Source organism: Pseudomonas sp. F01002, from assembly GCF_004402115.1.
Classification (GTDB): domain Bacteria; phylum Pseudomonadota; class Gammaproteobacteria; order Pseudomonadales; family Pseudomonadaceae; genus Aquipseudomonas; species Aquipseudomonas frigoris.
Map to the genome: position 1 here is coordinate 39558 of NZ_SOPU01000030.1, position 21588 is coordinate 61145.

At 60.3% G+C, this 21588-nt stretch carries 24 protein-coding genes and 1 riboswitch; of the genes, 5 read left to right on the plus strand and 19 right to left on the minus strand.

Translation table 11 applies throughout. The features are described from left to right. Positions 1-91 precede the first annotated feature (91 nt). The gene (rmuC, locus tag E3W21_RS24745) at positions 92-1456 is read right to left on the minus strand and encodes a DNA recombination protein RmuC (RefSeq protein ID WP_165353327.1); all 1365 of its coding nucleotides are present in this window, start codon (positions 1454-1456) and stop codon (positions 92-94) included. Positions 1457-1631: 175 nt separating this feature from the next. Then, positions 1632-1955 carry a sel1 repeat family protein gene (locus tag E3W21_RS24750; RefSeq protein WP_134422189.1) on the minus strand — a complete coding sequence of 108 codons (324 nt, stop codon included), beginning with the start codon at positions 1953-1955 and terminating at the stop codon, positions 1632-1634. 998 nt (positions 1956-2953) lie between these two features. On the opposite strand from E3W21_RS24750, the gene E3W21_RS24760 reads away from it, so the two are divergent. The 3 genes from E3W21_RS24760 to E3W21_RS24770 all read left to right on the plus strand — a co-directional run bounded on the left by E3W21_RS24760 (position 2954) and on the right by E3W21_RS24770 (position 5360). Continuing rightward, positions 2954-3178, plus strand: coding sequence for a hypothetical protein (locus tag E3W21_RS24760; RefSeq protein ID WP_007898912.1), 225 nt, complete (start codon positions 2954-2956; stop codon positions 3176-3178). A gap of 276 nt (positions 3179-3454) precedes the next feature. Next, complete coding sequence (locus E3W21_RS24765) at positions 3455-3937, plus strand: hypothetical protein (protein WP_134422190.1); 483 nt, start codon at positions 3455-3457, stop codon at positions 3935-3937. Positions 3938-4082: 145 nt separating this feature from the next. Beyond that, on the plus strand, positions 4083-5360 hold the full coding sequence (locus E3W21_RS24770) for an OmpP1/FadL family transporter (protein WP_129442359.1): 1278 nt from the start codon (positions 4083-4085) through the stop codon (positions 5358-5360). A 76-nt stretch (positions 5361-5436) separates the two neighbouring features. On the opposite strand, the gene E3W21_RS24775 is transcribed toward E3W21_RS24770, so the two are convergent. From E3W21_RS24775 to cobO, 14 genes are all read right to left on the minus strand, one after another. Next, positions 5437-5988 carry a glutathione peroxidase gene (locus E3W21_RS24775; RefSeq protein WP_134422191.1) on the minus strand — a complete coding sequence of 184 codons (552 nt, stop codon included), beginning with the start codon at positions 5986-5988 and terminating at the stop codon, positions 5437-5439. 55 nt (positions 5989-6043) lie between these two features. Beyond that, on the minus strand, positions 6044-6166 hold the full coding sequence (locus E3W21_RS31985; protein WP_008148682.1) for a hypothetical protein: 123 nt from the start codon (positions 6164-6166) through the stop codon (positions 6044-6046). Continuing rightward, positions 6163-7371, minus strand: a complete 1209-nt coding sequence (locus E3W21_RS24780; RefSeq protein WP_134422192.1) for an MFS transporter — start codon at positions 7369-7371, stop codon at positions 6163-6165. The genes E3W21_RS31985 and E3W21_RS24780 overlap by 4 nt, the downstream gene beginning before the upstream one ends. A gap of 52 nt (positions 7372-7423) precedes the next feature. Next, positions 7424-7828: a MarR family winged helix-turn-helix transcriptional regulator gene (locus E3W21_RS24785; protein WP_033055842.1), complete on the minus strand. Its 405-nt coding sequence runs from the start codon at positions 7826-7828 to the stop codon at positions 7424-7426. Between the two features lie 54 nt (positions 7829-7882). Continuing rightward, the gene (locus E3W21_RS24790) at positions 7883-8614 is read right to left on the minus strand and encodes an adenosylcobinamide-GDP ribazoletransferase (protein WP_134422193.1); all 732 of its coding nucleotides are present in this window, start codon (positions 8612-8614) and stop codon (positions 7883-7885) included. 2 nt (positions 8615-8616) lie between these two features. Next, a complete protein-coding gene (gene cobC, locus E3W21_RS24795; RefSeq protein WP_134422194.1) occupies positions 8617-9192 on the minus strand; it encodes an alpha-ribazole phosphatase family protein in 576 nt (191 codons plus the stop codon). Continuing rightward, positions 9189-10244, minus strand: coding sequence for a nicotinate-nucleotide--dimethylbenzimidazole phosphoribosyltransferase (cobT, locus tag E3W21_RS24800; protein WP_134422195.1), 1056 nt, complete (start codon positions 10242-10244; stop codon positions 9189-9191). The genes cobC and cobT overlap by 4 nt, the downstream gene beginning before the upstream one ends. Continuing rightward, positions 10241-10762: a bifunctional adenosylcobinamide kinase/adenosylcobinamide-phosphate guanylyltransferase gene (cobU, locus tag E3W21_RS24805; protein ID WP_134422196.1), complete on the minus strand. Its 522-nt coding sequence runs from the start codon at positions 10760-10762 to the stop codon at positions 10241-10243. The genes cobT and cobU overlap by 4 nt, the downstream gene beginning before the upstream one ends. Positions 10763-10883: 121 nt before the next feature. Then, the gene (locus tag E3W21_RS24810; protein ID WP_134422197.1) at positions 10884-12335 is read right to left on the minus strand and encodes a cobyric acid synthase; all 1452 of its coding nucleotides are present in this window, start codon (positions 12333-12335) and stop codon (positions 10884-10886) included. Continuing rightward, on the minus strand, positions 12332-13324 hold the full coding sequence (gene cobD, locus E3W21_RS24815; protein ID WP_134422198.1) for a threonine-phosphate decarboxylase CobD: 993 nt from the start codon (positions 13322-13324) through the stop codon (positions 12332-12334). Before cobD ends, E3W21_RS24810 begins: the two co-directional genes overlap by 4 nt. Beyond that, positions 13317-14225, minus strand: coding sequence for an adenosylcobinamide-phosphate synthase CbiB (gene cbiB, locus E3W21_RS24820; RefSeq protein WP_134422199.1), 909 nt, complete (start codon positions 14223-14225; stop codon positions 13317-13319). Before cbiB ends, cobD begins: the two co-directional genes overlap by 8 nt. Next, positions 14222-14872, minus strand: coding sequence for a 5,6-dimethylbenzimidazole synthase (bluB, locus tag E3W21_RS24825; protein ID WP_134422200.1), 651 nt, complete (start codon positions 14870-14872; stop codon positions 14222-14224). The genes cbiB and bluB overlap by 4 nt, the downstream gene beginning before the upstream one ends. Next, positions 14869-16284, minus strand: coding sequence for a cobyrinate a,c-diamide synthase (locus E3W21_RS24830; RefSeq protein ID WP_134422201.1), 1416 nt, complete (start codon positions 16282-16284; stop codon positions 14869-14871). The genes bluB and E3W21_RS24830 overlap by 4 nt, the downstream gene beginning before the upstream one ends. Then, a complete protein-coding gene (gene cobO / locus E3W21_RS24835; protein ID WP_046048017.1) occupies positions 16281-16892 on the minus strand; it encodes a cob(I)yrinic acid a,c-diamide adenosyltransferase in 612 nt (203 codons plus the stop codon). Before cobO ends, E3W21_RS24830 begins: the two co-directional genes overlap by 4 nt. An 80-nt stretch (positions 16893-16972) precedes the next feature. Continuing rightward, positions 16973-17206, minus strand: a riboswitch (cobalamin riboswitch). A 154-nt stretch (positions 17207-17360) separates the two neighbouring features. Between cobO and E3W21_RS24840 the strand changes: the two genes are divergently transcribed. Together E3W21_RS24840 and E3W21_RS24845 are read left to right on the plus strand one after the other, a co-directional pair. Next, the gene (locus E3W21_RS24840; RefSeq protein WP_134422202.1) at positions 17361-17945 is read left to right on the plus strand and encodes a hypothetical protein; all 585 of its coding nucleotides are present in this window, start codon (positions 17361-17363) and stop codon (positions 17943-17945) included. 68 nt (positions 17946-18013) lie between these two features. Further along, the gene (locus tag E3W21_RS24845; protein WP_134422203.1) at positions 18014-19327 is read left to right on the plus strand and encodes a sorbosone dehydrogenase family protein; all 1314 of its coding nucleotides are present in this window, start codon (positions 18014-18016) and stop codon (positions 19325-19327) included. Between the two features lie 133 nt (positions 19328-19460). Here E3W21_RS24845 and E3W21_RS24855 read toward each other — a convergent pair whose 3' ends face one another. The 3 genes from E3W21_RS24855 to E3W21_RS24865 form a co-directional block, all read right to left on the minus strand. Next, a complete protein-coding gene (locus E3W21_RS24855; RefSeq protein ID WP_129442326.1) occupies positions 19461-20114 on the minus strand; it encodes a class I SAM-dependent methyltransferase in 654 nt (217 codons plus the stop codon). Between the two features lie 15 nt (positions 20115-20129). Continuing rightward, positions 20130-20666, minus strand: coding sequence for a C40 family peptidase (locus E3W21_RS24860; protein ID WP_134422204.1), 537 nt, complete (start codon positions 20664-20666; stop codon positions 20130-20132). A 164-nt stretch (positions 20667-20830) separates the two neighbouring features. Then, positions 20831-21481, minus strand: coding sequence for a C40 family peptidase (locus E3W21_RS24865; protein WP_129442322.1), 651 nt, complete (start codon positions 21479-21481; stop codon positions 20831-20833). Positions 21482-21588 lie beyond the last annotated feature (107 nt).

Consider the following 21588-nt stretch of genomic DNA (forward strand, 5'->3'; position numbering starts at 1 on the left):
AAAAAATCGCAGCCTTCGGCAGCTCCTACAGAGTTTTGGGTACACCCGTAGCTGCCGAAGGTTCGGGCCGCGTTCGGACGATCTTTTGATTTTATTCCGGCAATTCGGCCAACCCATCCACATCCGTCATCGCCCGCTCCAGCAAGTCAGCCGGCAGGCTCTTGCTCGCCCGCGCGCCAAGCAACTTGAGCTGCTCGCTACGACTGACCAGATTGCCCCGACCTTCTGTCAGCTTATTGCGCGCAGAGCTGTAGGCTTTATCCAATTGTTGTAGGCGATTGCCGACTTCATCCAGATCCTGGATGAACAACACGAACTTGTCGTACAGCCACCCGGCCCGCTCGGCGATTTCCCGGGCGTTCTGACTCTGGCGTTCCTGCTTCCACAGGCTGTCGATGACGCGCAGGGTCGCCAGCAACGTGGTCGGGCTGACGATCACGATGTTGCGGTCGAAGGCCTCTTGGAACAGCGTCGGCTCAGCCTGCAATGCGGCGGAAAACGCCGCTTCGATCGGTACGAAGAGCAAGACGAAATCCAGGCTGTGCAGACCGTCGAGACGCTTGTAATCCTTGCCGGCCAGCCCTTTGACGTGAGTGCGCAAGGACAGCACGTGCTGCTTGATGGCGATCTGGCCGATGGCATCGTCTTCGGCCGCGACGTATTGCTGATAGGCCGTGAGGCTGACCTTGGAGTCGACCACCACCTGCTTGTCGCCCGGCAGATAAATGATCACGTCTGGCTGGAAACGCTCACCGTCCGGACCCTTGAGGTTGACCTGGGTCTGGTACTCGCGCCCCTTCTCCAGGCCCGCGTGTTCAAGCACTCGCTCAAGAATCAGCTCGCCCCAGTTACCTTGGGTTTTCTGCCCTTTCAAGGCGCGGGTCAGGTTAGTGGCTTCGTCGCTCAGGCGCAGGTTCAGCTGTTGCAGCCGCTCCAGTTCCTTGGCCAGGGAAAAACGTTCACGGGCTTCTGCCTGATAACTTTCTTCGACGCGTTTTTCGAAGGACTGGATGCGTTCCTTCAACGGATCGAGCAACTGACCGAGGCGTTGTTGACTGGTTTCGGCAAAGCGCTGCTCGCGCTCGTCGAAGATCTTGCCGGCCAGCTCGGCGAACTGCGCTCGCAACTCGTCTCGCGAGCCCTGAAGGTCGTTGAGGCGCTGCTGATGGCTTTCCTGCTGCTCACGCAGCTCGGCGTTGAGCGAGGCGGCCTGGGCGTCCAGACGACGCAACTCAGCCTCTTTGCCGGCGCGTTCCAGATTCCAGGCGTGGGCGGCATCGCGTGCGTCGTCACGCTCGATCTGCAACAGTTCGACTTCACGGCGTACGGCGGCCAGGTCTGCCTGTTTGGCGGCGTTGGCCTGGCCCAGATCACCTATTTCATCGCGACAGGCTTCGAGTTGGGCGTTCAATCCGTCCTGGGCCAAATGGGCGGTGGCCAGACGCTCTTCCAACAGTGCAACGTCTGACTGCGTGGCGCTCGCTCGGCGCTGAAGTTGCCAGGCCAGTACCAGTAACGGCAGCGCAGCGCCCGCCAGACCAAGCAATGCGCTGGTCAAGTCCATAGCCATAGCCACTCCTGCCAATGAAATAAAGCTTGAAGGTTAACCAAGGCGTCAGGTCTTGGACAGCTCAGTCTTCGATCAGACCCAGTTCCTGCTGGGCGCGCCGATCCCCTGCCCGCGCGGCCGAACGCAAAAGGTGCTGGCCGATACGGCGATCCCGGGCATTCCCGCATTCACGGCACATCAGTTGACCGAGTCGGCTTTGCGCGGCCACGACCCCTTCACGGGCTGGCTGCTTGAGCAAATGTCCGGCGAAGTGTTTGACGTTGGGGTTTTCGCCCAGACGCGGGCTGTCCAGCAGCCACTCGGCCACACGCATCGAAAAGCGCTTGGGCGGGGTAACGTTGGGAGGTGTGGAGATTGCAGGGACTGATACGCAGCGAAACTTCATAAAGCACTGTGGGGCAGATCGGAAGGCGCGCCACTCTACTCTTTTTTTCTTACAGGTAAAGCCTAAAAAAACCCGGCACGCCCGTCCTAGAGCAAGCGCTCGGGACAATCCACAGAAGCTGTGGATAACTCAGTGGACAACCGCCTTTGAACTCTCGCAAAGCCCTATGGAATGGGGCCCGCAGTCAAACTGACGATTTTTTCACCAGCAAAAAAAAGCGATGTTTTTCATTGACTTAAATTTTGGTTCCAGGCACCCACTGCGTTTGAAGGGAAGATGACAGCGGCGTGACACCCCGCGTGACTTATGTGCACAAGTACCTTCGAGGCAGTTATATCGATGCGCTTTTACGGCGCATTTTTCGCCTGCACCTGGGGATAAACCTTGGCAAACCCATGATCCAGGCTGGTCCTGGCCCGATGAGCCGTGACTACCAATAGTCGGAATTTGTGCTATTACAGGGCAAGTCTGCGGCTAACGGCTTTTTCCGAGCGCCAATCCGGACGTTGAATGAGGGCGTTCAGAGAACTTTTTTGCCAACACACTTCCCTTCAGCAATTCAATCCGTTAGTATCCGCGGCGTTAGTACCAAGCTGAAAGTCAATTCTGGTCGAACAAATCCCCCCGGTCAGCCTTCCCAAAGGAAGCCTCCACCGACAAAGCGGGATCGACCACCTCGATGGTTTCCAGGTAAACCTTGCGTCAACACAGCCTTTGAATCGAAAGCAAAGGGTGTTGCGAAGCTCACTTACTCTGACCGAACCAACCTGCAAATTGATCAGGATCTTCACCCCGGGCCCAGAACCTTTGCCCTTGATGTGTTGCCTGCCCTCCTAAGTACCTACCTGCCAGCCCAAGCGCGCCAATTTATCAGCGCTTCAAACTGGCTGCTTTGTTCCAGTCGGGTTCTTCGTTCGACCAATGGTGGTCGTCGTCACTGGAACGTTTTAACTTTGCACGGTTCTTATCCGTGTCGCTTGTAGGAACACCCAATGACTATGTCTACTCAAATCCACACCCAGGATGCCATTCGCACCCTAACCAACGCTTTTGCACCAATGAACTGCCTGATCATGGCTGCTCGCAAAGGCTGCTTCAGCTTCACTCTGGTCAACGAACACGGCATCGCTCGTCACAGCGAACGCCTGTACCCCGATCAATACTCCAGCGCCGAGCCGCTGCAGGCCGTGATCGAGCGTACCCGTCAGGCACTGGTTGCCTGATACGCCAGAAAGACTGAAAACCTCAAAAGCCTCGCTCAAAAAGCGGGGCTTTTTATTGCCCGAAATTTCACTTTTCGCCGCTGCCGCCTAAGCACAAACCGATATAACGGTTATAACTCGCAGCCGATAATATTTTAAAAACAGGCCTTTACGGCGCGAATATGACACTACACTTCAACTCAAGCGGCTTGAGCCGCTTCCGGCGAGCCTGAGTCGATTCACCCGCTGCCAAGGCCCCTTCAGGTATCGCCGACCATTTCACGTTTCGAGGGCTTTATGGGTATCGCTGCCAGCGAACTGTGCCGTTATGTGATTCGCCCGACATTGATTTACCTCGGGCGCCATAGCGCAACTGCCGAATCCCTGCTGCTGGGCATCGCCGCCAGCCAGTCAGCCCTTGGTACTGCCCTGCATGACCGCCGTGGACACGGCCTGTACCGAATCGCCGAACCCCGCCATCAAGCAATTTGGGACCACTACCTGGCACTTGACCCGGAACGCGCAAGCCTGGTTCGCGGCCTGGCCAGCCAACATGCTTTCCTGAGTGGTCCGCACCTCGAATTGACCGTCAACCTGCGTTACGCCACAGCCATCGCCTGGCTTCTGGTAGAAGAACAGAACACCCCCCTCCCCGAAGCAGACGACCTACTGGGAATGGCCCGCATCTGGCGCCAGACCTTCCAGCCTCAAGGACGCCTGAGAGACTTCACCTGCGCCTGGCAAACCTGTGTTTCACCGCTGAATCAGGTCGCCTGCTGATCTGCTGCTTCCACAAGATCGCGCAACTGCTGCGATTTTGGTCGGATTGTCCTACAAAACCGCTCTAAATCAAGCGATACGGCCTATAGCGCTGGGACGAAAATGTTGGTAATTTTCGCCCCGGTGATCATCAGGAGTTCTAATAATGAAAAAAGTAATGCTCAAAACCACCCTTAGCCTCGCCGTTACCTTGGCATCCACCCAAATCTTCGCAAGTGGCTTCGCCCTTAACGAACAAAGCATCAGCGGGATGGGGACAGGTTTTGCCGGGCGATCTTCTTCTGCCGACGATGCATCCACCGTTTTTGGCAACCCTGCCGGCATGTCTCGCCTCAAGCGCGAACAAGTGACCGGTGGTGTTGCATTTATCGACGCGCACACTGACATCAGTGATGCCAGCTCCCGCCCGAATAGTGGTACCAACAAAGGTGACATGGTCCCTTTCATGGGCGTGCCCATGGGCTACTACGTAAAGCCAATCGATGACCAGTGGGCAGTCGGTTTCGGCGTCTACGCTCCATTCGGTCTGGTGACCGACTACGAGAACGGCTTCGCCGGCAAATACTTCGGCAGCAAGAGCGAAGTCAAAATCGTGACTCTCCAGCCAACCGTCAGCTACGCCTTCAACGACAAGGTGTCGATCGGTTTCGGTCCGACCATCAACCGCATCGACGGTACTCTGGAATCGAACCTGTCGCTGACCCAACGTGCACCGGACGGTGAAGTCAAGATCAAGGGTGACGACACGGCGCTGGGCTACAACATCGGTATCCTGGTTCAAGCCACCGACTCCACCCGCGTCGGCCTGACCTACCACTCGAAAGTGAAGTACAAGCTTGAGGGTAACACCAAGGTCAACTACGGCTTCCTCGCGAACCTGCGTCAGAACCCGAACCAGAAGTACGACGCGTCGCTGGATATCACCACGCCTGAGTCGGTCGACTTCTCGGTCACTCATCAGCTGGACGACCAGTGGACTCTCTACGCAGGCAGCACCTGGACTCGCTGGAGCCGCCTGAAGGAAATCAGCGTCGAGAACAGCGGTGTTCCTGCCGCCCTGGCCCCCCAGTTCGGCACCATCACTGAAGAGCAGAACTGGCACGACACCTGGGCTCACGCCATCGGTGCTTCCTATCAGTTGAACAAGCAGTGGGTGCTGCGTACCGGCCTGTCCGTTGACCAGGCACCGACCAACAACGAAAACCGTTCCCCACGCATCCCGACGGGCGATCGCAAGATTTTCAGCCTGGGCGCCGGCTGGAGCCCGACCGACGACCTGACCATCGACGTAGCGTATTCGTACCTGCGCGAAGAGTCGGTCAAGGTCAACAACAGCAACGGTGCCCCTCGTAACCAGAGCTACAACGCCAAGTACGAAAACAGTGCGAACGGTTTCGGTGTCGGTGCGACCTACCGCTTCTGACGGTTCCTCACTCGCCGCCTGAATTGAAAAAGCCCCGCTCTCTTGTACAGAGGCGGGGCTTTTTAACGGGTGTCGATCAGGGTTGCGAGGCCAGGGCTTTCTCCACCGCAGCGATGAACTCGGGATCGTCAGGCGTGGTCAGGCTGGAGAAATTGGCGATCACCTTGCCCTTGCGATCGACCACATATTTGTAGAAATTCCACTTCGGCGCGGTGCTCTGCTTGGCAATGATCTTGAACAAATGAGTCGCATCATCACCGCGGACTTTCTGCGGTTCAGTCATGGTGAACGTCACGCCGTAGTTCACATAGCAGACCTTGGCGGTCTCTTCGCCATCCTTGGACTCTTGCTTGAAGTCGTTGGACGGAACGCCGATCACCTCCAGTCCCTGATCCTTGTAGCGCTGATTCAGTGCCTCAAGGCTTTTGAACTGCGGGGCAAAACCACAGAAGCTCGCGGTATTGACCACCACCAGCGGTTTTCCGGCGAAGCGCTGGCACAGGTCGATGGATTCCTTGGCGCGCAGCTTGGGCAACGAGCCTTGCAAAAGCTCCGGGCACTCTGCCGCTTGAGCCCATCCACTAAACGCTACCAGTAACGCGGGAACAGCGAGCCAGCGCATCAGCATGTCGGTGCATCCTTGAGAAGTCGTCAACAACGAAGTTACTCGCCCTCCTATCCTGCTAGCAAGCACCCATGCCCAGTTGCATCAACGCGAGCCCACCCTGATGCCAGCCCCACCACGACAGGGCCAGCAGCAAGGCGCAGACAGCGACGACAGCGATCCGCGGCCAGAGACTGTTCATATCGCACTCATCTGTGTTTGCAGACGCGCCACCGGCCGCTCACGCACCGGCCAGTTCAGGGCGGCGGCCAACAGGCTCAAGAGAATCGCTACCTGCCAGATCAAGTCATAGCTCCCGGTTCGGTCGTACACCACCCCGCCCAACCAGCCGCCGAGGAACGATCCGAGCTGGTGAAACAGGAAAACAATCCCACCGAGCATGGACAGATTTCGCACGCCGAACAAGGTTGCGACGGTGCCGTTGGTCAAGGGCACGGTCGACAGCCACAGGAAGCCCATCGCCATGCCAAACAGGTACGCGGTGGTCGTCGTGACCGGCGCCCACAGGAACAACCCGATCACCACTGCCCGCAGCAGATACAGGCCGGTGAGCAAGCGCGGCTTGGACATCCGCCCGCCGAGCCAGCCCGCCGTGTAGGTCCCGAATATATTGAACAGCCCGATCAACGCCAGCACCGTCGTACCGACGCTCGCCGGAAGGTGCTGATCCACCAGATAAGCCGGCAAGTGCACGCCGATGAATACCACCTGAAAACCGCAAACAAAAAAGCCGAACGCCAGCAGCCAGAATCCCGAGTGGGAACAGGCCTCGCGCAGTGCCTCGGACAGTGTTTGTTCATGACCGAACACCGGTAGCGGCTTGTCCTTGAGCATGCTCACCAGCGGCACGATCAGCGCCACCAACAGGCCCAACACCAGCAATGCCGCGGACCAGCCGAGCCAGCCGATCAATCCCAGCGTGCCGGGCAACATGGCGAACTGGCCGAAAGAACCGGCTGCGCTGGCAATGCCCATGCCCATGCTGCGTTTCTCCGGCGGCACTGCGCGGCCGACCACGCCGAGGATCACCGAGAAGGAGGTGCCGGACAGACCGATGCCGATCAACAGGCCGGCACTCAGGGACAAGGTCACGGCCGAATCCGACAGGCCCATGAACATCAGGCCCAATGCATACAAGACACCGCCGACCAGCACCACTTTCGCGGCGCCAAAGCGGTCGGCCAGCGCGCCGGTGAATGGCTGCGCCAGGCCCCAGATCAGGTTCTGCAAGGCAATGGCGAAGGCAAACGTCTCACGCCCCCAGCCGAACTCGGCACTCATCGGCGCCAGAAACAGCCCGAAGCCGTGTCTTACACCCAAGGACAATGCGAGAATCAGCGCACTCCCCAATAAAACCCAACCGCACGTACGCCACATCGATGTCATTCTTATTCTCCGGTAGCGGGTATATACCCGCTTAAGATCGGAAAAACCGGCATCACGCCAGTTCGTCCAGCAGTCGCAGCAAGGTTTCGCGTTTCTCGGCACCCAAACGGTCGATCAACCGCTGTTGCGCCGCTTCCCACGCGGGCAAGGCCGCTTTCAGGCGCTCAACACCGGCCTCGGTGAGCATGACAATGCGGTTACGCATGTCTTCGCCCTCGACCAGCATCAGCAGGCCTTCGCCTTCCAGCACCCGCAGATTGCGCCCCAAGGTACTGCGATCCAGCCCCATGGCCTCGGCCAACGTGGAAATACTCGGTTTATCCAGACGCTGCAGATTACACAGCAGAGAATACTGGGCAACGTTGATCCCGAAGCCGTCGAGCGCGCCGTCGTAGTGCCTGCTGACGCCTCGGGCGGCGCGACGCAGGTTGATGCATAAACATTGGGAGTCGAGCATGGTGCGTGTATATACCCGCGGTTGTGTTAAATCAAGTTACATGATGTGGGAAGTTCAGCAGATCGCCAATCCCACCAGCACCGCGACTTCAAGGATTTCCAGCAACGCCCCCGCTGTATCGCCCGTCGTGCCGCCCAATCGGCGCAGCATCACGTGCCGCAGCCGGGCAAACACCAGCGCCGCCAGCACCACTGCCAACACGCCGCTGAGGCCGGCAATCAAAACACACGCCAACGCACTGACCGCCAACACCTGCTTGCCCGCCAGACGTGGCAGATGATCGGCCAGCGCCTGCCCCAAGCCACCGGCACGCACATAAGGCGTGGTCAGGAACAAGCCCAGCATCGCGCTGCGCCCGATCAACGGGACAATGATCAGGACAACGGCGTGTTGCTGCTCGATCAATGCCAGCAACGCAGCGAATTTGAGCAGCAACACCAGCACCAACGTCACCACCGCGATCGGCCCGCTGCGCGGGTCCTTCATGATCGTCAACGTGCGCTCTCGATCGCCGAACCCACCGAGCCATGCATCGGCACTGTCGGCCAGGCCGTCCAGGTGCAACGCGCCGCTGAGCAATCCCCAAACCGTCAGCAACAGCGCTGCGTGAAGCAACAACGGGGTGCCGAGCAGCAGCCAGTTGAACGCCCACAAAATCCCGCCGAACAGTAGGCCGACCAGCGGATAAAACAGCAACGACCGCCCTAAATCCTGTGGTTCCGGCATGCCCGGCAGACGAATCGGCAGACTGCTCAAAAATTGCAGGGCGATCCAGAACGGCAACATGGTCAGATCGCTTCCCTTAACAACACGCCAGATTCCACCGTCAGCGAAAACAACGCGCCATGCCCGACTTCGACGTTGAGCAACTGCTCACGAGGCAACCCCCGCGCCTGAGCCAGCAACAAGCGCATGACCCCGCCGTGGCTAATCAGCAACACCCGCTCGCCTGCGCAGGTAGCCTGCAAGCGCTCAACGGCTGCCAACACCCGCGTGGAAAAATCCACCATCGGCTCACCCTGAGGCGGCGTAAACGAATAAGGATCGGCCCAGAACAATCCCAACGCCTCGGCATCGGTGTCCATCAGCGCGGCGGCGCTTTGCCCTTCCCAGGCGCCGAAGTGCAGCTCTTGCAGGTCTTTATCCAACTGCACCGGCAACCCCAGTTGCACGCCAAGTTCTTCGGCGAACCGCGCACACCGTTGCAACGGCGAGCTGACCAAACGATCCCAAGGCCCCTGCTCGACCACCGCCGCGCGCATCTGCGCCCAGCCCTTTTCAGTCAGCGCATCGTCAAGGCTGCCGCGCAAACCGCCGCCGAGCTCGGTTTCACCGTGGCGCAACAGGTCCAGGCGCAAGGTCATGCCGGACGATCCGCCACAGCGGCCTCGGCGAAAGTCGCCATCTGCCCGTGAAGGTCGCACGCCAGACGCAGCAACGGCACGGCCAACGCCGCGCCACTGCCTTCGCCCAGACGCAGGCCGAGATCCAGCAGCGGTTCGGCGTTCAGGGTTTCCAGCACGTGACGATGACCCGGCTCGGCGCCGCGATGACCGAACAACAGCCACTGACGGCATTCAGGATTCAAGCGCACCGCCACCAACACCGCGACGCTGCAAATGAAACCGTCCACCAGCACCGCGACGCCTTCCTGGGCACACGCCAGATACGCGCCGACCAGTGCCGCGATTTCAAAACCGCCGAGGTTGAACAGGGTTTGCAGTGCATCGCCACGTTGAGCGCTGTGCAACGCCAAAGCGCGCTTGATAACCTGGGCTTTATGACTGACGCCCGCCGCGTTCAAACCCGTGCCCGGCCCGGCCAGATCCACCACCGGGCAATCGAGCAAGGCACAGGCCAATGCGCTGGCCGCGGTGGTATTACCGATGCCCATCTCGCCACCGATAAACAACTGCGCACCCGCCGAGATGGCGCGCTGCACGCTGTCGCGGCCAGCCTGCAAAGCGAGTTCGCCTTGAGCCGGCGTCATCGCCGAACCTTCGACGAAATTCGCCGTGCCCGGGCCGATGTTCACGTGACGCACACCCGGCAAATTCAACGACGGCGTCACCGTGCCGAGGTCGACAACTTCCAGGGAAGCCCCGAGTTGCCGCGCCAACACGCTGATCGCCGCCCCGCCGCTGACGAAGTTGTGCAGCATCTGCCCGGTGACTTCCTGGGGAAATGCCGACACCCCTTCAGCGACCACGCCATGGTCACCGGCAAAAATCGCGATCCACAGCTGATCCAGTCTCGGCTTGACCTGCCCTTGTAACCCGGCCAATTGGACGGCCACCGACTCAAGCCGACCGAGGGAGCCGGCCGGTTTGGTCAGCTGCTGTTGACGGGCCTGCGCCTGCTCGACCGCTTGAGCATCGATCGGTTTGCACGGGTTAAGCCACCAGGATTGAGTCATAACGCAGTTCCTTTCAAAGTCAGGGGCAGACCGGCGACGGTCAGGACGACGCGTTGACAGCGCTCGGCCAACGCTTGATGCAGCCAACCGGCTTCATCGACATAGCGGCGAGTCAATTCGCCCAGCGGCACGACACCCATTCCGGTCTCGTTGCTGACAAAAATGATTTCACCCGGCAACGACGCCAGGCACTCCAGCAATGCATCGCGTTCGGCTGACAGCCGCTTGGTGTCGTCGAGCATGAGCAGGTTAGTCATCCACAGGGTCAGGCAATCCACCAGCAGGCAACGTTCGGCACTGGCGGTTTCGCGCAGGATGCGGGCGAGTTCCACAGGCTCTTCGATCAACGCCCATTCGGCTGGACGACGGGCGCGGTGATGGGCGACCCGCTCGTTCATTTCACCGTCGAGGGGTTGGCTGGTGGCAATGTAGGTCACCGCCAGATTGCTGTCGGAGGCGAGTTTTTCGGCCAGGCGGCTTTTACCGGAACGGGCGCCGCCGAGGATCAGTTGCAGCATGGTTCATTCCTTCAAATTGGCGGTGTGGCGACGGGCCTCATCGCGAGCAAGCTCGCTCCCACATTGGAATGCGATCACCTGTGGGAGCGAGCTTGCTCGCGATGAGGCCATCAAATTCAACCTAAAACCCGCAGAGCTCACGCAACAGCCGTGTATCCAGATGCTTCTCCACCAGATCCGCCAGCCGCTCGATATCGCGCTCACGCAACGCGTGATAATCCACGTCCTGCACCGCCTGCAAACCTGCCCAGCGCAACAGCGCACTGCACGCCGGGGGCGATTCAAACAGCCCATGCAGATAGGTGCCGAAAATCTGCCCGTCCACGCTTTGCGCACCGTCGCAGCGACCGTCATCCAGCTGCACCGCGGCGTTTTCCAACGCCGGCCCGGTGGTCACGCCGGCATGAATTTCATAGCCGCTGACCGGCGCATCTTCCAGCGCCAGACGTCCGCGCACATTGCGCAACTGCTTCTCTTCTTCGAGCTGCGTTTCAAACGCCAACAAGCCCAAACCGGCGCTGGAACCCGGTGCGCCTTCGAGGCCTAGCGGGTCGTGTACCTGCTCGCCGAGCATTTGCAGACCGCCGCAAATCCCCAGCACTTTACCGCCATAACGAAGATGACGACTGATCGCGGTGTCCCAGCCATTGGCCCGCAGATACGCGAGGTCGCTGCGCACGCTCTTCGATCCGGGGAGAATAATCAGGTCCGCCGGCGGAATCGCCTGACCGGGGCCGACAAATTGCAGATCCACCTGCGGATGCAAGCGCAGTGGATCGAAATCGGTGTGGTTGCTGATGCGCGGCAGCACCGGCACCAGCACTTTCAGCACCTGGTCGGCCTTGTCGGTCTGACGCTGATCGATGCCGTCCTCGGCTTCCAGGTGCAGATCCATCACGTAAGGCAGAACGCCGATCACCGGTTTGCCGGTGCGCGCTTCCAGCCAGTCGAGACCCGGTTGCAGCAAAGCGATATCGCCGCGAAACCGGTTGATGATGAAGCCTTTGACCCGCGCCTGCTCGCTGGGCGACAGCAGTTCCAGTGTGCCCACCAGATGCGCGAAAACCCCGCCGCGATTGATGTCGGCGATCAGCACGACCGGACAATCCACGGCCTCGGCAAAGCCCATGTTGGCGATGTCACCGGCACGCAGATTGATCTCGGCCGGCGAGCCCGCGCCTTCGACCATGACCACTGGATACGCTGCGCTCAGCCGTTCATGGGAGGCCAGCACTGCTTGCATGGCGATGGCTTTGTAGTCGTGATACGCGACCGCGCTCATCGTCGTGACCGCGCGACCATGGATGATCACTTGGGCGCCGGTGTCGCTGTTGGGTTTGAGCAGCACCGGGTTCATGTCGGTGTGCGGCTCAAGGTTGGCGGCCTGAGCCTGCACCGCTTGCGCGCGACCGATCTCGCCACCGTCGGCGGTCACCGCACTGTTAAGTGCCATGTTCTGCGGCTTGAACGGCACGACGCTGACGCCCTGACGCGTGACCCAGCGGCACAACGCTGTCACCAGCGTACTTTTACCAGCGTCGGAAGTGGTGCCCTGCACCATCAACGTAGTCATTGGGTTTCCTTGGCGTAGGCTTGTAGGGCTTTTTCGAGACGGGTGAAATCCGCGTCATCGGCGGGCAAGCCGAAACGCAGGCTGCTGTTGTGCGTGAACAACCGCAGCAAAATGCCGCGCCGAGCCATGAACTCATGCAGGTCTTCGGCGCGGTCGGTGATCAGCCATTGAAACAAGGCGCAGCCGCCCTGTGGTTTGAAACCGTGCTGTTCCAGCAGCAGCGCCAGACGCTCGCTGGCCTCTTCAGCGCGAACCCGTTGCCGGGCATGCCCTTCGGTATCCCGCAGACAGGCCTGCCCCAACACCCGCGTCGGTCCGCTGACCGCCCACGGCCCCACTTGCTCGGCCAGCAACTTGAGTAACTTGCGCTCGGCCAGTACGAAACCCAGGCGCACACCGGCCAGGCCGAAAAACTTGCCGAAGGAACGCAGCACGATCAACCCGACCTGATTGGCAAAAGGTGCCAGGCTCAGCGGCGGCGTGTTGTCCATAAACGCCTCGTCCACCACCAGCCAGCCACCGCGCTGCGCCAGCCGCGAATGCCAGTCGAGCAGCCGACTCGGCGTCAGGCTCAGGCCGGTTGGGTTGTTCGGGTTGACCACCACCAACACGTCGAGACTGTCGAGAAAGAAGTCGACTTCCTGCTCCAGCACTTCACGCACGATGTAGCCATTACGGCGCCACGCTTCGGCGTGTTCGGCGTAACACGGCGAGAGCACGCCGACCTTGCCGACCCGGCGCAAACGCGGCAGCAACTGGATCGCCATTTGCGAGCCCGCCACCGGCAGCACCTGAGCGGCGCCGTAGTAATCACAGGCCGCCTGCTCCAGACCGTCATCGGTTTCCGGCAACCGCGCCCAGGCCCGCAACGGGATCTGCGGGACCGGAAACGGCCAGGGCGCGAGGCCGCTGGACAGGTCGAGCCAATCGGCTTCGGCGATACCGTAATCGAGCGCTGCCTTGCGTAACCGACCACCGTGCTCAAGCATAAAATTCAGCCCCCACGCAGAGGATCAGCAACCATAACCATACCCCGCGCTGGACCAATTGCCAGCCGCGGTCGATGGAGTCGGCGTCCGCCGGCACGCCTTCGCCCAGTGGCGGACGCTGATGCAGTTCACCGTGATAAATCGCCGCCCCGCCCAACTCGACTCCGAGCGCACCGGCACCGGCCGCCATCACCGGACCGGCATTCGGGCTGTCCCAGGTCGGGCCCTGGGTGCGCCAGCATTTCAGCGCCAGTCGGGTTTTACCCAGCAGCGCGTAGGTCAGCGCCACCAGGCGTGCAGGAATATAGTTGAGGACATCGTCGATCTTTGCCGCGGCCCAGCCGAAACGCTCGAATCGTTCATTGCGGTAACCCCACATCGCATCCAGCGTGTTGCTCAAACGGTAGAGCACCACACCAGGCGCGCCGGCCACGGCAAACCAGAACAGCGCAGCGAATACCGCATCGCTGCCGTTCTCCAGCACCGATTCTGTGGCGGCGCGGGCGACTTCGGTTTTATCCAGTTCGCTGGTCTGGCGGCTGACCAGATAACTGACCCGTTTGCGCGCCTCGTCTAAATCATCGCTGCGCAGCGCCTTGGCCACCGGCTCGACGTGTTCACCGAGGCTGCGCATGCCGAGGGCGCAATAGAGCACGAGAATTTCGACGATCCAGCCGACATAGGGCGCCCAGGAAAACGCCGTGGCCAGCAAGGTCAGCGACAACACCGCGATCACCCAGGCAGTGACGCCATGACTGCGCCAGCCGCGACCTTCACCATTGAAACGTTGCTCGATGCGGTCGGCAAAACGGCCGAAAGCCACCAGCGGATGCCAGCGTTTGGGTTCACCCAGCAGCGCATCCAGCGCAACCGCGGCGACACTCAACAACGCCACACTCATTGACTCACTCCCCAATAATTTTCATACAGCAGCTCACTGAGCGAACGCGCCTGCGCCCAGCCTTCGAGTACCAGCATCGGCGCCGGATAGAATTCCTTGACCGGGCCGAGACAAAGAACAGCCAACGGCTTGGCCCCGGCGGGCAACCCCAGCAAGTCCGCCAGCGCTTGCGGCTCGAACAGCGAGACCCAGCCCATGCCCAATCCTTCAGCGCGGGAGGCCAGCCAGAGGTTCTGGATCGCGCAGGACAACGAGGCCATGTCCATTTCCGGCATCGTGCGACGGCCGAAGATGTGACGCTCGCGATCATCCATCAGCGCAGCAACCAGCACTTCGGCGCAGTCGTTGATGCCTTCGACTTTCAGCTTCATGAATTCGTCGGTGCGCTCGCCGAGGGCTTCGGCGGTGCGGATGCGTTCTTCTTCCACCAGTGACTGGATCTTGCCGCGCAGGGCTCGATCACTGATGCGGATGAACCGCCAGGGCTGCATCAGGCCGACACTCGGCGCCTGATGCGCGGCTTCGAGCAGGCGCCGCAGTAACTCGGGCTCGACCGTGCCACCGCTGAAATGACGCATGTCGCGGCGTTCGCCGATGGCTCGGTAGACGGCTGCGCGTTCGGCTTCGGAAAATGCGTTGTCCGTCATGGCCTCTTCGCGAGCAAGCCCGCTCCCACAGTGGACCGCATTTCTTCAGACAACACACTTTCTAATGTGGGAGCGGCGGTGCGACGATTCGACTTGCTCGCGAAGGCGGCTTGAAGGTCAGGCGCAAACAGCGCGGCAACCGCGGATGGATTGGACGGGAAATAGAAATGCACATAAGAAGCCGTCATCCGCCCTTCGCGGTAAACCGCCTCTGCCCCGCGCCCACCGTTCGGGCTCAAGCCACGAGCAATAGGTTCAAGCTCGGTACTGGTCAGTGAGTGGTGATAGGTGTGCCCGCGCAGCGAACCTTCCGGTAATTCGACTGCCTGCAACGCCAACGCGGCCAGACGCTTTTGCATCACCGCATCACCGGCCAGCAAGCCGACTAATTCAGCGCGAGTGCCCTCGACATCGGTCAACGAATCGAGCAGATAGAGCATGCCACCACACTCGGCCAACATCGGTTTCCCCGCCGCATGGTGAGCGCGGATTGCGGCCAGCATCGTGGTGTTCTGTGACAGCGCCACATGGTGCAATTCGGGATAACCGCCCGGCAGATAAAGACTGTCTGCCGGCGGCAATTGCGCATCACGGATCGGCGAGAAAAACAGCAACTCAGCGCCCATGGCTCGCAGCAAATCCAGGCTTGCACCGTAGGTGAAGGCAAACGCTTCGTCACGGGCCACGGCAATTCGCACACCGGCCAGCAACGGTTCTGCAGCGATCACATCAGGCGCGGCGAATTCCACCGCCGGTGGCAGCGCGACCTCGCAGCTGCTGGCCAGTGCATCGGCCGCCGCATCGAGGCGCAGGTCGAGATCGTTCAACTCACTGGCCTGAACCAGACCCAAATGGCGACTCGGCAATTCGATCCCCGTTTCCCGGGACAAGGCGCCGTACCAGCGCAAACCTTCAGTCAGGCTGCCTTCAAGTAATTGCGCATGACGCAGGGTGCCGACGCGGTTGGCCAGCACACCGGCAAACGGCAAGTCCGGCTGATAACGCGCCAGCCCCAACGCCAGTGCGCCAAAGGTCTGGGCCATCGCCGTGCCGTCGATCACACCGAGCACCGGCACACCGAAGTGTCGCGCCAGATCAGCGCTGGACGGCGTACCGTCGAACAGTCCCATGACGCCTTCGATGAGGATCAGATCGGCTTCGCCGGCGGCCTCCCACAATAGTCGACGACTTTCCTGCTCCCCGACCATCCACATGTCCAGTTGATACACCGGCGCACCGCTGGCGCGCTCGAGAATCATCGGGTCGAGAAAGTCGGGGCCGCATTTGAACACGCGCACCTTGCGGCCCTGATTGCGATGCAAACGGGCCAGTGCGGCGGTGACGGTGGTCTTGCCCTGACCGGAGGCCGGCGCGGCAATCAATACCGCCGGGCAATGACGTGGTTGACTCACAATTCGACGCCTTTTTGCGCTTTGATCCCGGCCTGGAATGCGTGCTTGATCACGCCCATCTCGGTGACGGTGTCGGCCAGTTCGATCATCTCCGGCTTGGCGCCGCGACCGGTCACCACCACATGCTGCATCGGCGGACGGGCCTGCAAGTCGCTGAGCACTTGATCGAGGTCCAGATAACCGTGCTTGAGCGCAATGTTCAATTCATCCAGCACCACCAGGCCGATCGACGGGTCACGCAGCAATTCGCGCGACACCGCCCACGCGGCTTCGGCGGCGGCGATGTCACGCTGGCGATCCTGGGTTTCCCAGGTGAAGCCCTCACCCATCACATGAAAGCGCACCTGTTCCGGAAAGCGCCGAAAGAACAGTTCTTCGCCGGTGCTGCTGCGCCCCTTGATGAACTGCACCACGCCACACTGCATGCCGTGGCCCATGGACCGGGCGAGCATGCCGAAGGCCGAGCTGCTTTTGCCTTTGCCGTTGCCGGTCAGCACCAGCAGCAGGCCACATTCATTCGGGGAATTGGCGATGCGTTCGTCGATCACGGCTTTTTTGCGCAGCATGCGCGCCAGATGACGTTCGTCACGATCGGGGGTATCAGTCATGGGGGAGCTCTCCGTTGAGGCTGGATAACGGCGGGCAGGCACAAGAATAGACGGCAAGAAGCCTGGCATCGCCCACCGTGATGCCGCTGGATGGATCAGGCCGGTCTCCGGGCTCATGAGCGGCGTTGGCCTGGCTGCGCGCCTTCCCATGTTGATATCAACACAGTGGCTCAAGGCGCAGCCTTCACTCATTTACCGTTGCGGGGGCAGCGCCGGGATCATGGCTCTTCGTCGCTTGAAGAGAGTCACTCACCGGCTTCCCTGTTTCACTCTGTCGACCAAGGTCACAGAGCACCTGAAACAAGCCGCGAAGGTTAGAGGGTTGGGGATGGAGCGTCAATTGAAGACGGGCGGCCTGCGGGCGAATAACTGCCGTCGATCAATTATCTGGCGCCAATCTTGTGCCACACTCTCAGCAGTGATATCAAAGAGCCACAATCTCACAACACAATAACAAGGGTGAGCCACATGCAAGGCATGATCATCAGCAATCCGAAGCTGGAATTCCTGCGCCCGGTGCTGGAACGCTGGTTTGACTGTATCGACCGCTACAACGCCGTGCGCGGCGATAACGACACGCCTTACTGGTTCGACGAAAAAGCCAACCTGAGCCTGCTTTCCGCCGCGGCCTGGATGGCAGAAATGATCACGCTGCAACAAACGCCGACCCGTAAGCAGACCGAGGAAGGCGAACGCAATGGCCGCGCCGATCTGTTTATCGCGACCAGCGAAGAACGCGCTTACCTTCAGGCGACCCAGCGCTGGCCACGCGTCAACAGCCTGAACCTGACTCAAGCATTGCAGGACATCACCAGCGACGCCAAGCGCATCAGCTACGCCAGCGACCTGAAACTCGGCTGCCTGTTCGTCGCGCCGCAAAAAGCCCAACAAAGCGCCACCCCGGAAGAACTCCAGGACATGGTCGACGACCTGCAAAAGGAACACTCCTGCGCGGTGGCCTGGTACTTCCCCTATGCCTATCGCAAGTTGCGCAACGATGCCGGCAACTATCACCCCGGCATTGCCGTGCTGTTCAAGGAAGCCCGCGGCTGACCGGTTGAACCATCGCGCATTTGCGCTTCTCTATTGATTAGGTCAATGCATTCATAGGGAAGATCAGCATGCGCAAGCCCCCGCTCGTTCTCGTCATCGTGCTCGCCGGAGGGCTTGCCGCCTGTGGTGAAACCTCCAGGCTGCAAGTCTCCGACGGCACCGGCCCGTCACCCAAGCTGCCAGAACCAAACAAAACCCTGATCCCGACAGTGAACATCGCCCCGGCGATTGGCTGGCCGAACGGCGCGAAGCCTATCGCCGCGACAGGGACTCAGGTGGCGGCGTTTGCCGAAGGTCTCGATCACCCGCGCTGGCTTTACGTATTACCTAACGGCGACGTGCTGGTGGCCGAAACCAACGCACCACCCAAACCCGATGACGGCAAAGGCATTCGTGGCTGGGTCATGGGCAAAGTCATGGACCGTGCCGGCGCCAAAGTACCGAGCCCGAATCGCATCACGCTGCTGCGGGACAAGGACCACGACGGCATCGCCGAAACCCGTATGGTGTTCCTGGAAAACCTCAACTCGCCCTTCGGTATCACCCTGGTCGGCAATGACCTCTACGTCGCCGACACGGACCGCTTGCTGCGTTTCCACTATGAAAACGGCGAGACGGCGATCAAGTCGCAGCCTATGAAGGTGATCGACCTGCCGGGCGGTACGCTTAATCACCACTGGACCAAAAACGTCATCGCCAGCAAGGACGGCAGCAAGCTGTACGTCACGGTAGGCTCCAACAGCAACGTGGCCGAAAACGGCATGGACAAGGAAGAAGGTCGGGCGGCGATCTGGGAAGTGGATCGCGCCACCGGCAATCATCGAATCTTCGCCTCGGGGATTCGTAATCCAAACGGGCTAGCCTGGGAACCTCGGAGCGGCGCATTGTGGACGGCAGTCAACGAACGTGACGAGATCGGCAGCGATCTGGTGCCAGATTACATCACTTCAGTGAAAGACGGCGGGTTCTACGGCTGGCCTTACAGTTATTACGGTCAGCACGTCGACATCCGCGTCGAACCGCAAAACCCCGACCAGGTGGCCACGGCCATTGCTCCGGACTACGCGGTCGGCCCGCATACCGCCTCGTTGAGCCTGACGTTCGCTGAAGGCAACAGACTGCCGGCGCAGTTCAAGGAAGGGGCGTTCGTCGGCCAGCACGGTTCGTGGAACCGTAAACCGCACAGTGGCTATAAAGTGATTTTCGTACCGTTCGCGGGAGGCAAACCGACTGGGCAACCGGTCGATGTGCTCACAGGTTTCCTCAACGCAGATGAGAAAGCCATGGGCCGGCCAGTGGGCGTGGTGATTGACCAGCAGGGTGATTTGTTGGTGGCGGATGACGTGGGCAATAAGGTGTGGCGCGTGTCGGCCGCAAAATAAATCTCCAACTGCCAACACATAACCAATGTGGGAGCGGGCTTGCTCGCGAAGGTGTCATGACATTCAACATCAATGTTGACTGTCAGTGCGCTTTCGCGAGCAAGCCCGCTCCCACATTAGATCGGTTCAGCGCCTACCTTTTGCGGCACAGCGTTAAACCATCGCCTATTGGCAACAACGACAGGTCAACACGCGAGTCATCCTTCAAGGCACGATTGAGTGCCTGGATGGCTCGGGTGTCTTCGCTCTCGGGATTGTCCTCAAGCACCCGGCCACTCCACAGCGTGTTATCAAACACCGCCAGACCGCCGACGCGCAGCAGACGTAATGCGTGCTCCAGATAGCGTGGGTAGTTGGCTTTGTCGGCATCGATGAAGATCAGGTCGAATGGCACTTGCTGATCCAGCTGAGCCAGGGTTTCCAGCGCGGGCGCCAGACGCAGATCGATCCGCTCAGCAAGCCCCGCCTCCTGCCAGTAACGGCGCGCGATGGCGTTGTAGTCGCCAGGTATGTCACAGCAGATCAGCGAACCGTCATCCGGCAATGTAGCCGCCATGCACAACGCGCTGTAACCGGTAAAGGTGCCCACTTCCAGCAGACGCTTGGCGCCGGTGAGCTTCACCAATAGCGCGAGGAACTGACCTTGCTCGGGCGCCACCTGCCAGCGAGCCATGGGCAGCGCCTGGGTTTCGTCACGCAAACGCTTGAGCAACGGCGTTTCGCGCAGGGAAACGTCGAGCACGTATTGATACAGGGAATCGTCGAGATTGAGTGTGCGAGCGGTCATGACAACCTCTGCCATTTAGGGGTTGCGTGCCAAGTGCTCAGGTTGCAAGACGCGCTTGGCACTCAGATAGGCTTTCTGCCAGTAAGCTTTGGACAAGCTGTCGAGCTTCACCGTGCCGCCGGTGGCTGGCGCATGGACGAAGCGACCTTCGCCGACGTAGATCCCGGCGTGACTGACCTGAGAACCGCCATTTGTGGCAAAGAAGATCAGGTCACCGGTCTGCAGGCCTTCCTTGCCCACACTGGCCGCCTGCATGCTGATCATCTCGCGCGTGGTACGCGGCAGAGAAATGCCGGCGACATCACGGTAGACATAACCGATCAGCCCGCTGCAATCGAAACCCGAATCCGGTGTGTTGCCACCCCAACGATACGGCGTGCCCACCAGGCCGAGCGCGCGGAACAATACGTCTTCTGCCTCAGGGGAGAATGGCTGGGAGGAACTGAAAACAATGGGCGCGCGAACCACCGGCGCAGGAGGCGGTGTACGGCTGGCGCAGGCGCTGAGCAGCGCGGCGAAGAACATGATTGCGAGGCGGGCCGACGTCGACATATGCAGAGCATCCTGATCTGGCTGCGGCTTTTTCTGCAGGGGCGCAGAAAAGAAAACCGCCTGCGCAGGACGCAGGCGGTTTGCCATCAATAATAGATCAGGATTCTAGCGGCTACGCGGCAAACTTCAAGTAAGACTTTAAGTTCACCTTACAAAATGTCCGCTTACTTGCGAGCCGTGACGATCGTCGGGGCTGCAGTCGGCGCCATCGCCAGTGCGCGCTTGGCTTCGATGAAGGTCTTGCTCCAGTAGCTGTCGCCCAGGCTATCGATCCGGACACCACCGCTTTTGCGGCTGCTGGAATGGATGAACTGGTTGTCACCCAGGTAGATCCCGGCGTGACTGACGCGGCCGCGACGGCCATTGGTGGCGAAAAACAGCAAGTCGCCCGGCTCCAGTTTGCTGCGAGAAACCAGCGGAGCGTCGACGTTGATCATTTCGCGAGTGGAGCGTGGCAGGTTCAGGCCGGCTTCTTCACGAAACAGGTAACCGATGAAGCCGCTGCAATCAAAGCCAGCTTCGGAGGTGCCGCCGAAACGGTAACGGGTACCGATCAGGGACATGCCGCGTTCGAGGATGCTGTCAGCCAGAACTGGAAGCTGGTAGGACTTGCCGCCGGCGAAGTCTGCCAGTTCTTTTTCGGTGGCCGCTTCTTCTTGAAAAAGAGCTTGCTGATAAAGAGCAGAAGACTGGGCGGTAGCAGAATTTTTAACCTGCTGTTGTTGCTCTTGCTGGGACACTGGAGAGTGGGCAGCGCAACCGAACAACAGGGTGACGAGTGCGAGAGGCACGAGGGGTGCAAAGCGATTTAGCATGGGCACGACCGTGGCTGATAGTTGTAAAGAAGGCGAGACTATGCCCGCTATCAACCTCATTTGCAAATTCAATCGATCTTGATGTGACTTATCGGTTTCTCGTTTAC

What these genes read in the sequence shown, in the direction of transcription:
- cbiB (WP_134422199.1), bottom strand. Translation starts at nt 14,225, where the DNA reads ATGAGTGTGGCGTTGTTGAGTGTCGCCGCGGTTGCGCTGGATGCGCTG.
- cobD (WP_134422198.1), bottom strand. Translation starts at nt 13,324, where the DNA reads ATGCTTGAGCACGGTGGTCGGTTACGCAAGGCAGCGCTCGATTACGGT.
- E3W21_RS24760 (WP_007898912.1), top strand. Translation starts at nt 2,954, where the DNA reads ATGTCTACTCAAATCCACACCCAGGATGCCATTCGCACCCTAACCAAC.
- cobO (WP_046048017.1), bottom strand. Translation starts at nt 16,892, where the DNA reads ATGACTGATACCCCCGATCGTGACGAACGTCATCTGGCGCGCATGCTG.
- bluB (WP_134422200.1), bottom strand. Translation starts at nt 14,872, where the DNA reads ATGACGGACAACGCATTTTCCGAAGCCGAACGCGCAGCCGTCTACCGA.
- E3W21_RS24790 (WP_134422193.1), bottom strand. Translation starts at nt 8,614, where the DNA reads ATGTTGCCGTTCTGGATCGCCCTGCAATTTTTGAGCAGTCTGCCGATT.
- E3W21_RS24750 (WP_134422189.1), bottom strand. Translation starts at nt 1,955, where the DNA reads ATGAAGTTTCGCTGCGTATCAGTCCCTGCAATCTCCACACCTCCCAAC.
- cobU (WP_134422196.1), bottom strand. Translation starts at nt 10,762, where the DNA reads ATGCTGCAACTGATCCTCGGCGGCGCCCGTTCCGGTAAAAGCCGCCTG.
- E3W21_RS24810 (WP_134422197.1), bottom strand. Translation starts at nt 12,335, where the DNA reads ATGACTACGTTGATGGTGCAGGGCACCACTTCCGACGCTGGTAAAAGT.
- E3W21_RS24865 (WP_129442322.1), bottom strand. Translation starts at nt 21,481, where the DNA reads ATGCTAAATCGCTTTGCACCCCTCGTGCCTCTCGCACTCGTCACCCTG.
- E3W21_RS24765 (WP_134422190.1), top strand. Translation starts at nt 3,455, where the DNA reads ATGGGTATCGCTGCCAGCGAACTGTGCCGTTATGTGATTCGCCCGACA.
- E3W21_RS24860 (WP_134422204.1), bottom strand. Translation starts at nt 20,666, where the DNA reads ATGTCGACGTCGGCCCGCCTCGCAATCATGTTCTTCGCCGCGCTGCTC.
- E3W21_RS24845 (WP_134422203.1), top strand. Translation starts at nt 18,014, where the DNA reads ATGCGCAAGCCCCCGCTCGTTCTCGTCATCGTGCTCGCCGGAGGGCTT.
- E3W21_RS24855 (WP_129442326.1), bottom strand. Translation starts at nt 20,114, where the DNA reads ATGACCGCTCGCACACTCAATCTCGACGATTCCCTGTATCAATACGTG.
- E3W21_RS24785 (WP_033055842.1), bottom strand. Translation starts at nt 7,828, where the DNA reads ATGCTCGACTCCCAATGTTTATGCATCAACCTGCGTCGCGCCGCCCGA.
- E3W21_RS31985 (WP_008148682.1), bottom strand. Translation starts at nt 6,166, where the DNA reads ATGAACAGTCTCTGGCCGCGGATCGCTGTCGTCGCTGTCTGCGCCTTG.
- cobT (WP_134422195.1), bottom strand. Translation starts at nt 10,244, where the DNA reads ATGACTCAATCCTGGTGGCTTAACCCGTGCAAACCGATCGATGCTCAA.
- E3W21_RS24840 (WP_134422202.1), top strand. Translation starts at nt 17,361, where the DNA reads ATGCAAGGCATGATCATCAGCAATCCGAAGCTGGAATTCCTGCGCCCG.
- E3W21_RS24770 (WP_129442359.1), top strand. Translation starts at nt 4,083, where the DNA reads ATGAAAAAAGTAATGCTCAAAACCACCCTTAGCCTCGCCGTTACCTTG.
- E3W21_RS24780 (WP_134422192.1), bottom strand. Translation starts at nt 7,371, where the DNA reads ATGACATCGATGTGGCGTACGTGCGGTTGGGTTTTATTGGGGAGTGCG.
- E3W21_RS24775 (WP_134422191.1), bottom strand. Translation starts at nt 5,988, where the DNA reads ATGCTGATGCGCTGGCTCGCTGTTCCCGCGTTACTGGTAGCGTTTAGT.
- cobC (WP_134422194.1), bottom strand. Translation starts at nt 9,192, where the DNA reads ATGACCTTGCGCCTGGACCTGTTGCGCCACGGTGAAACCGAGCTCGGC.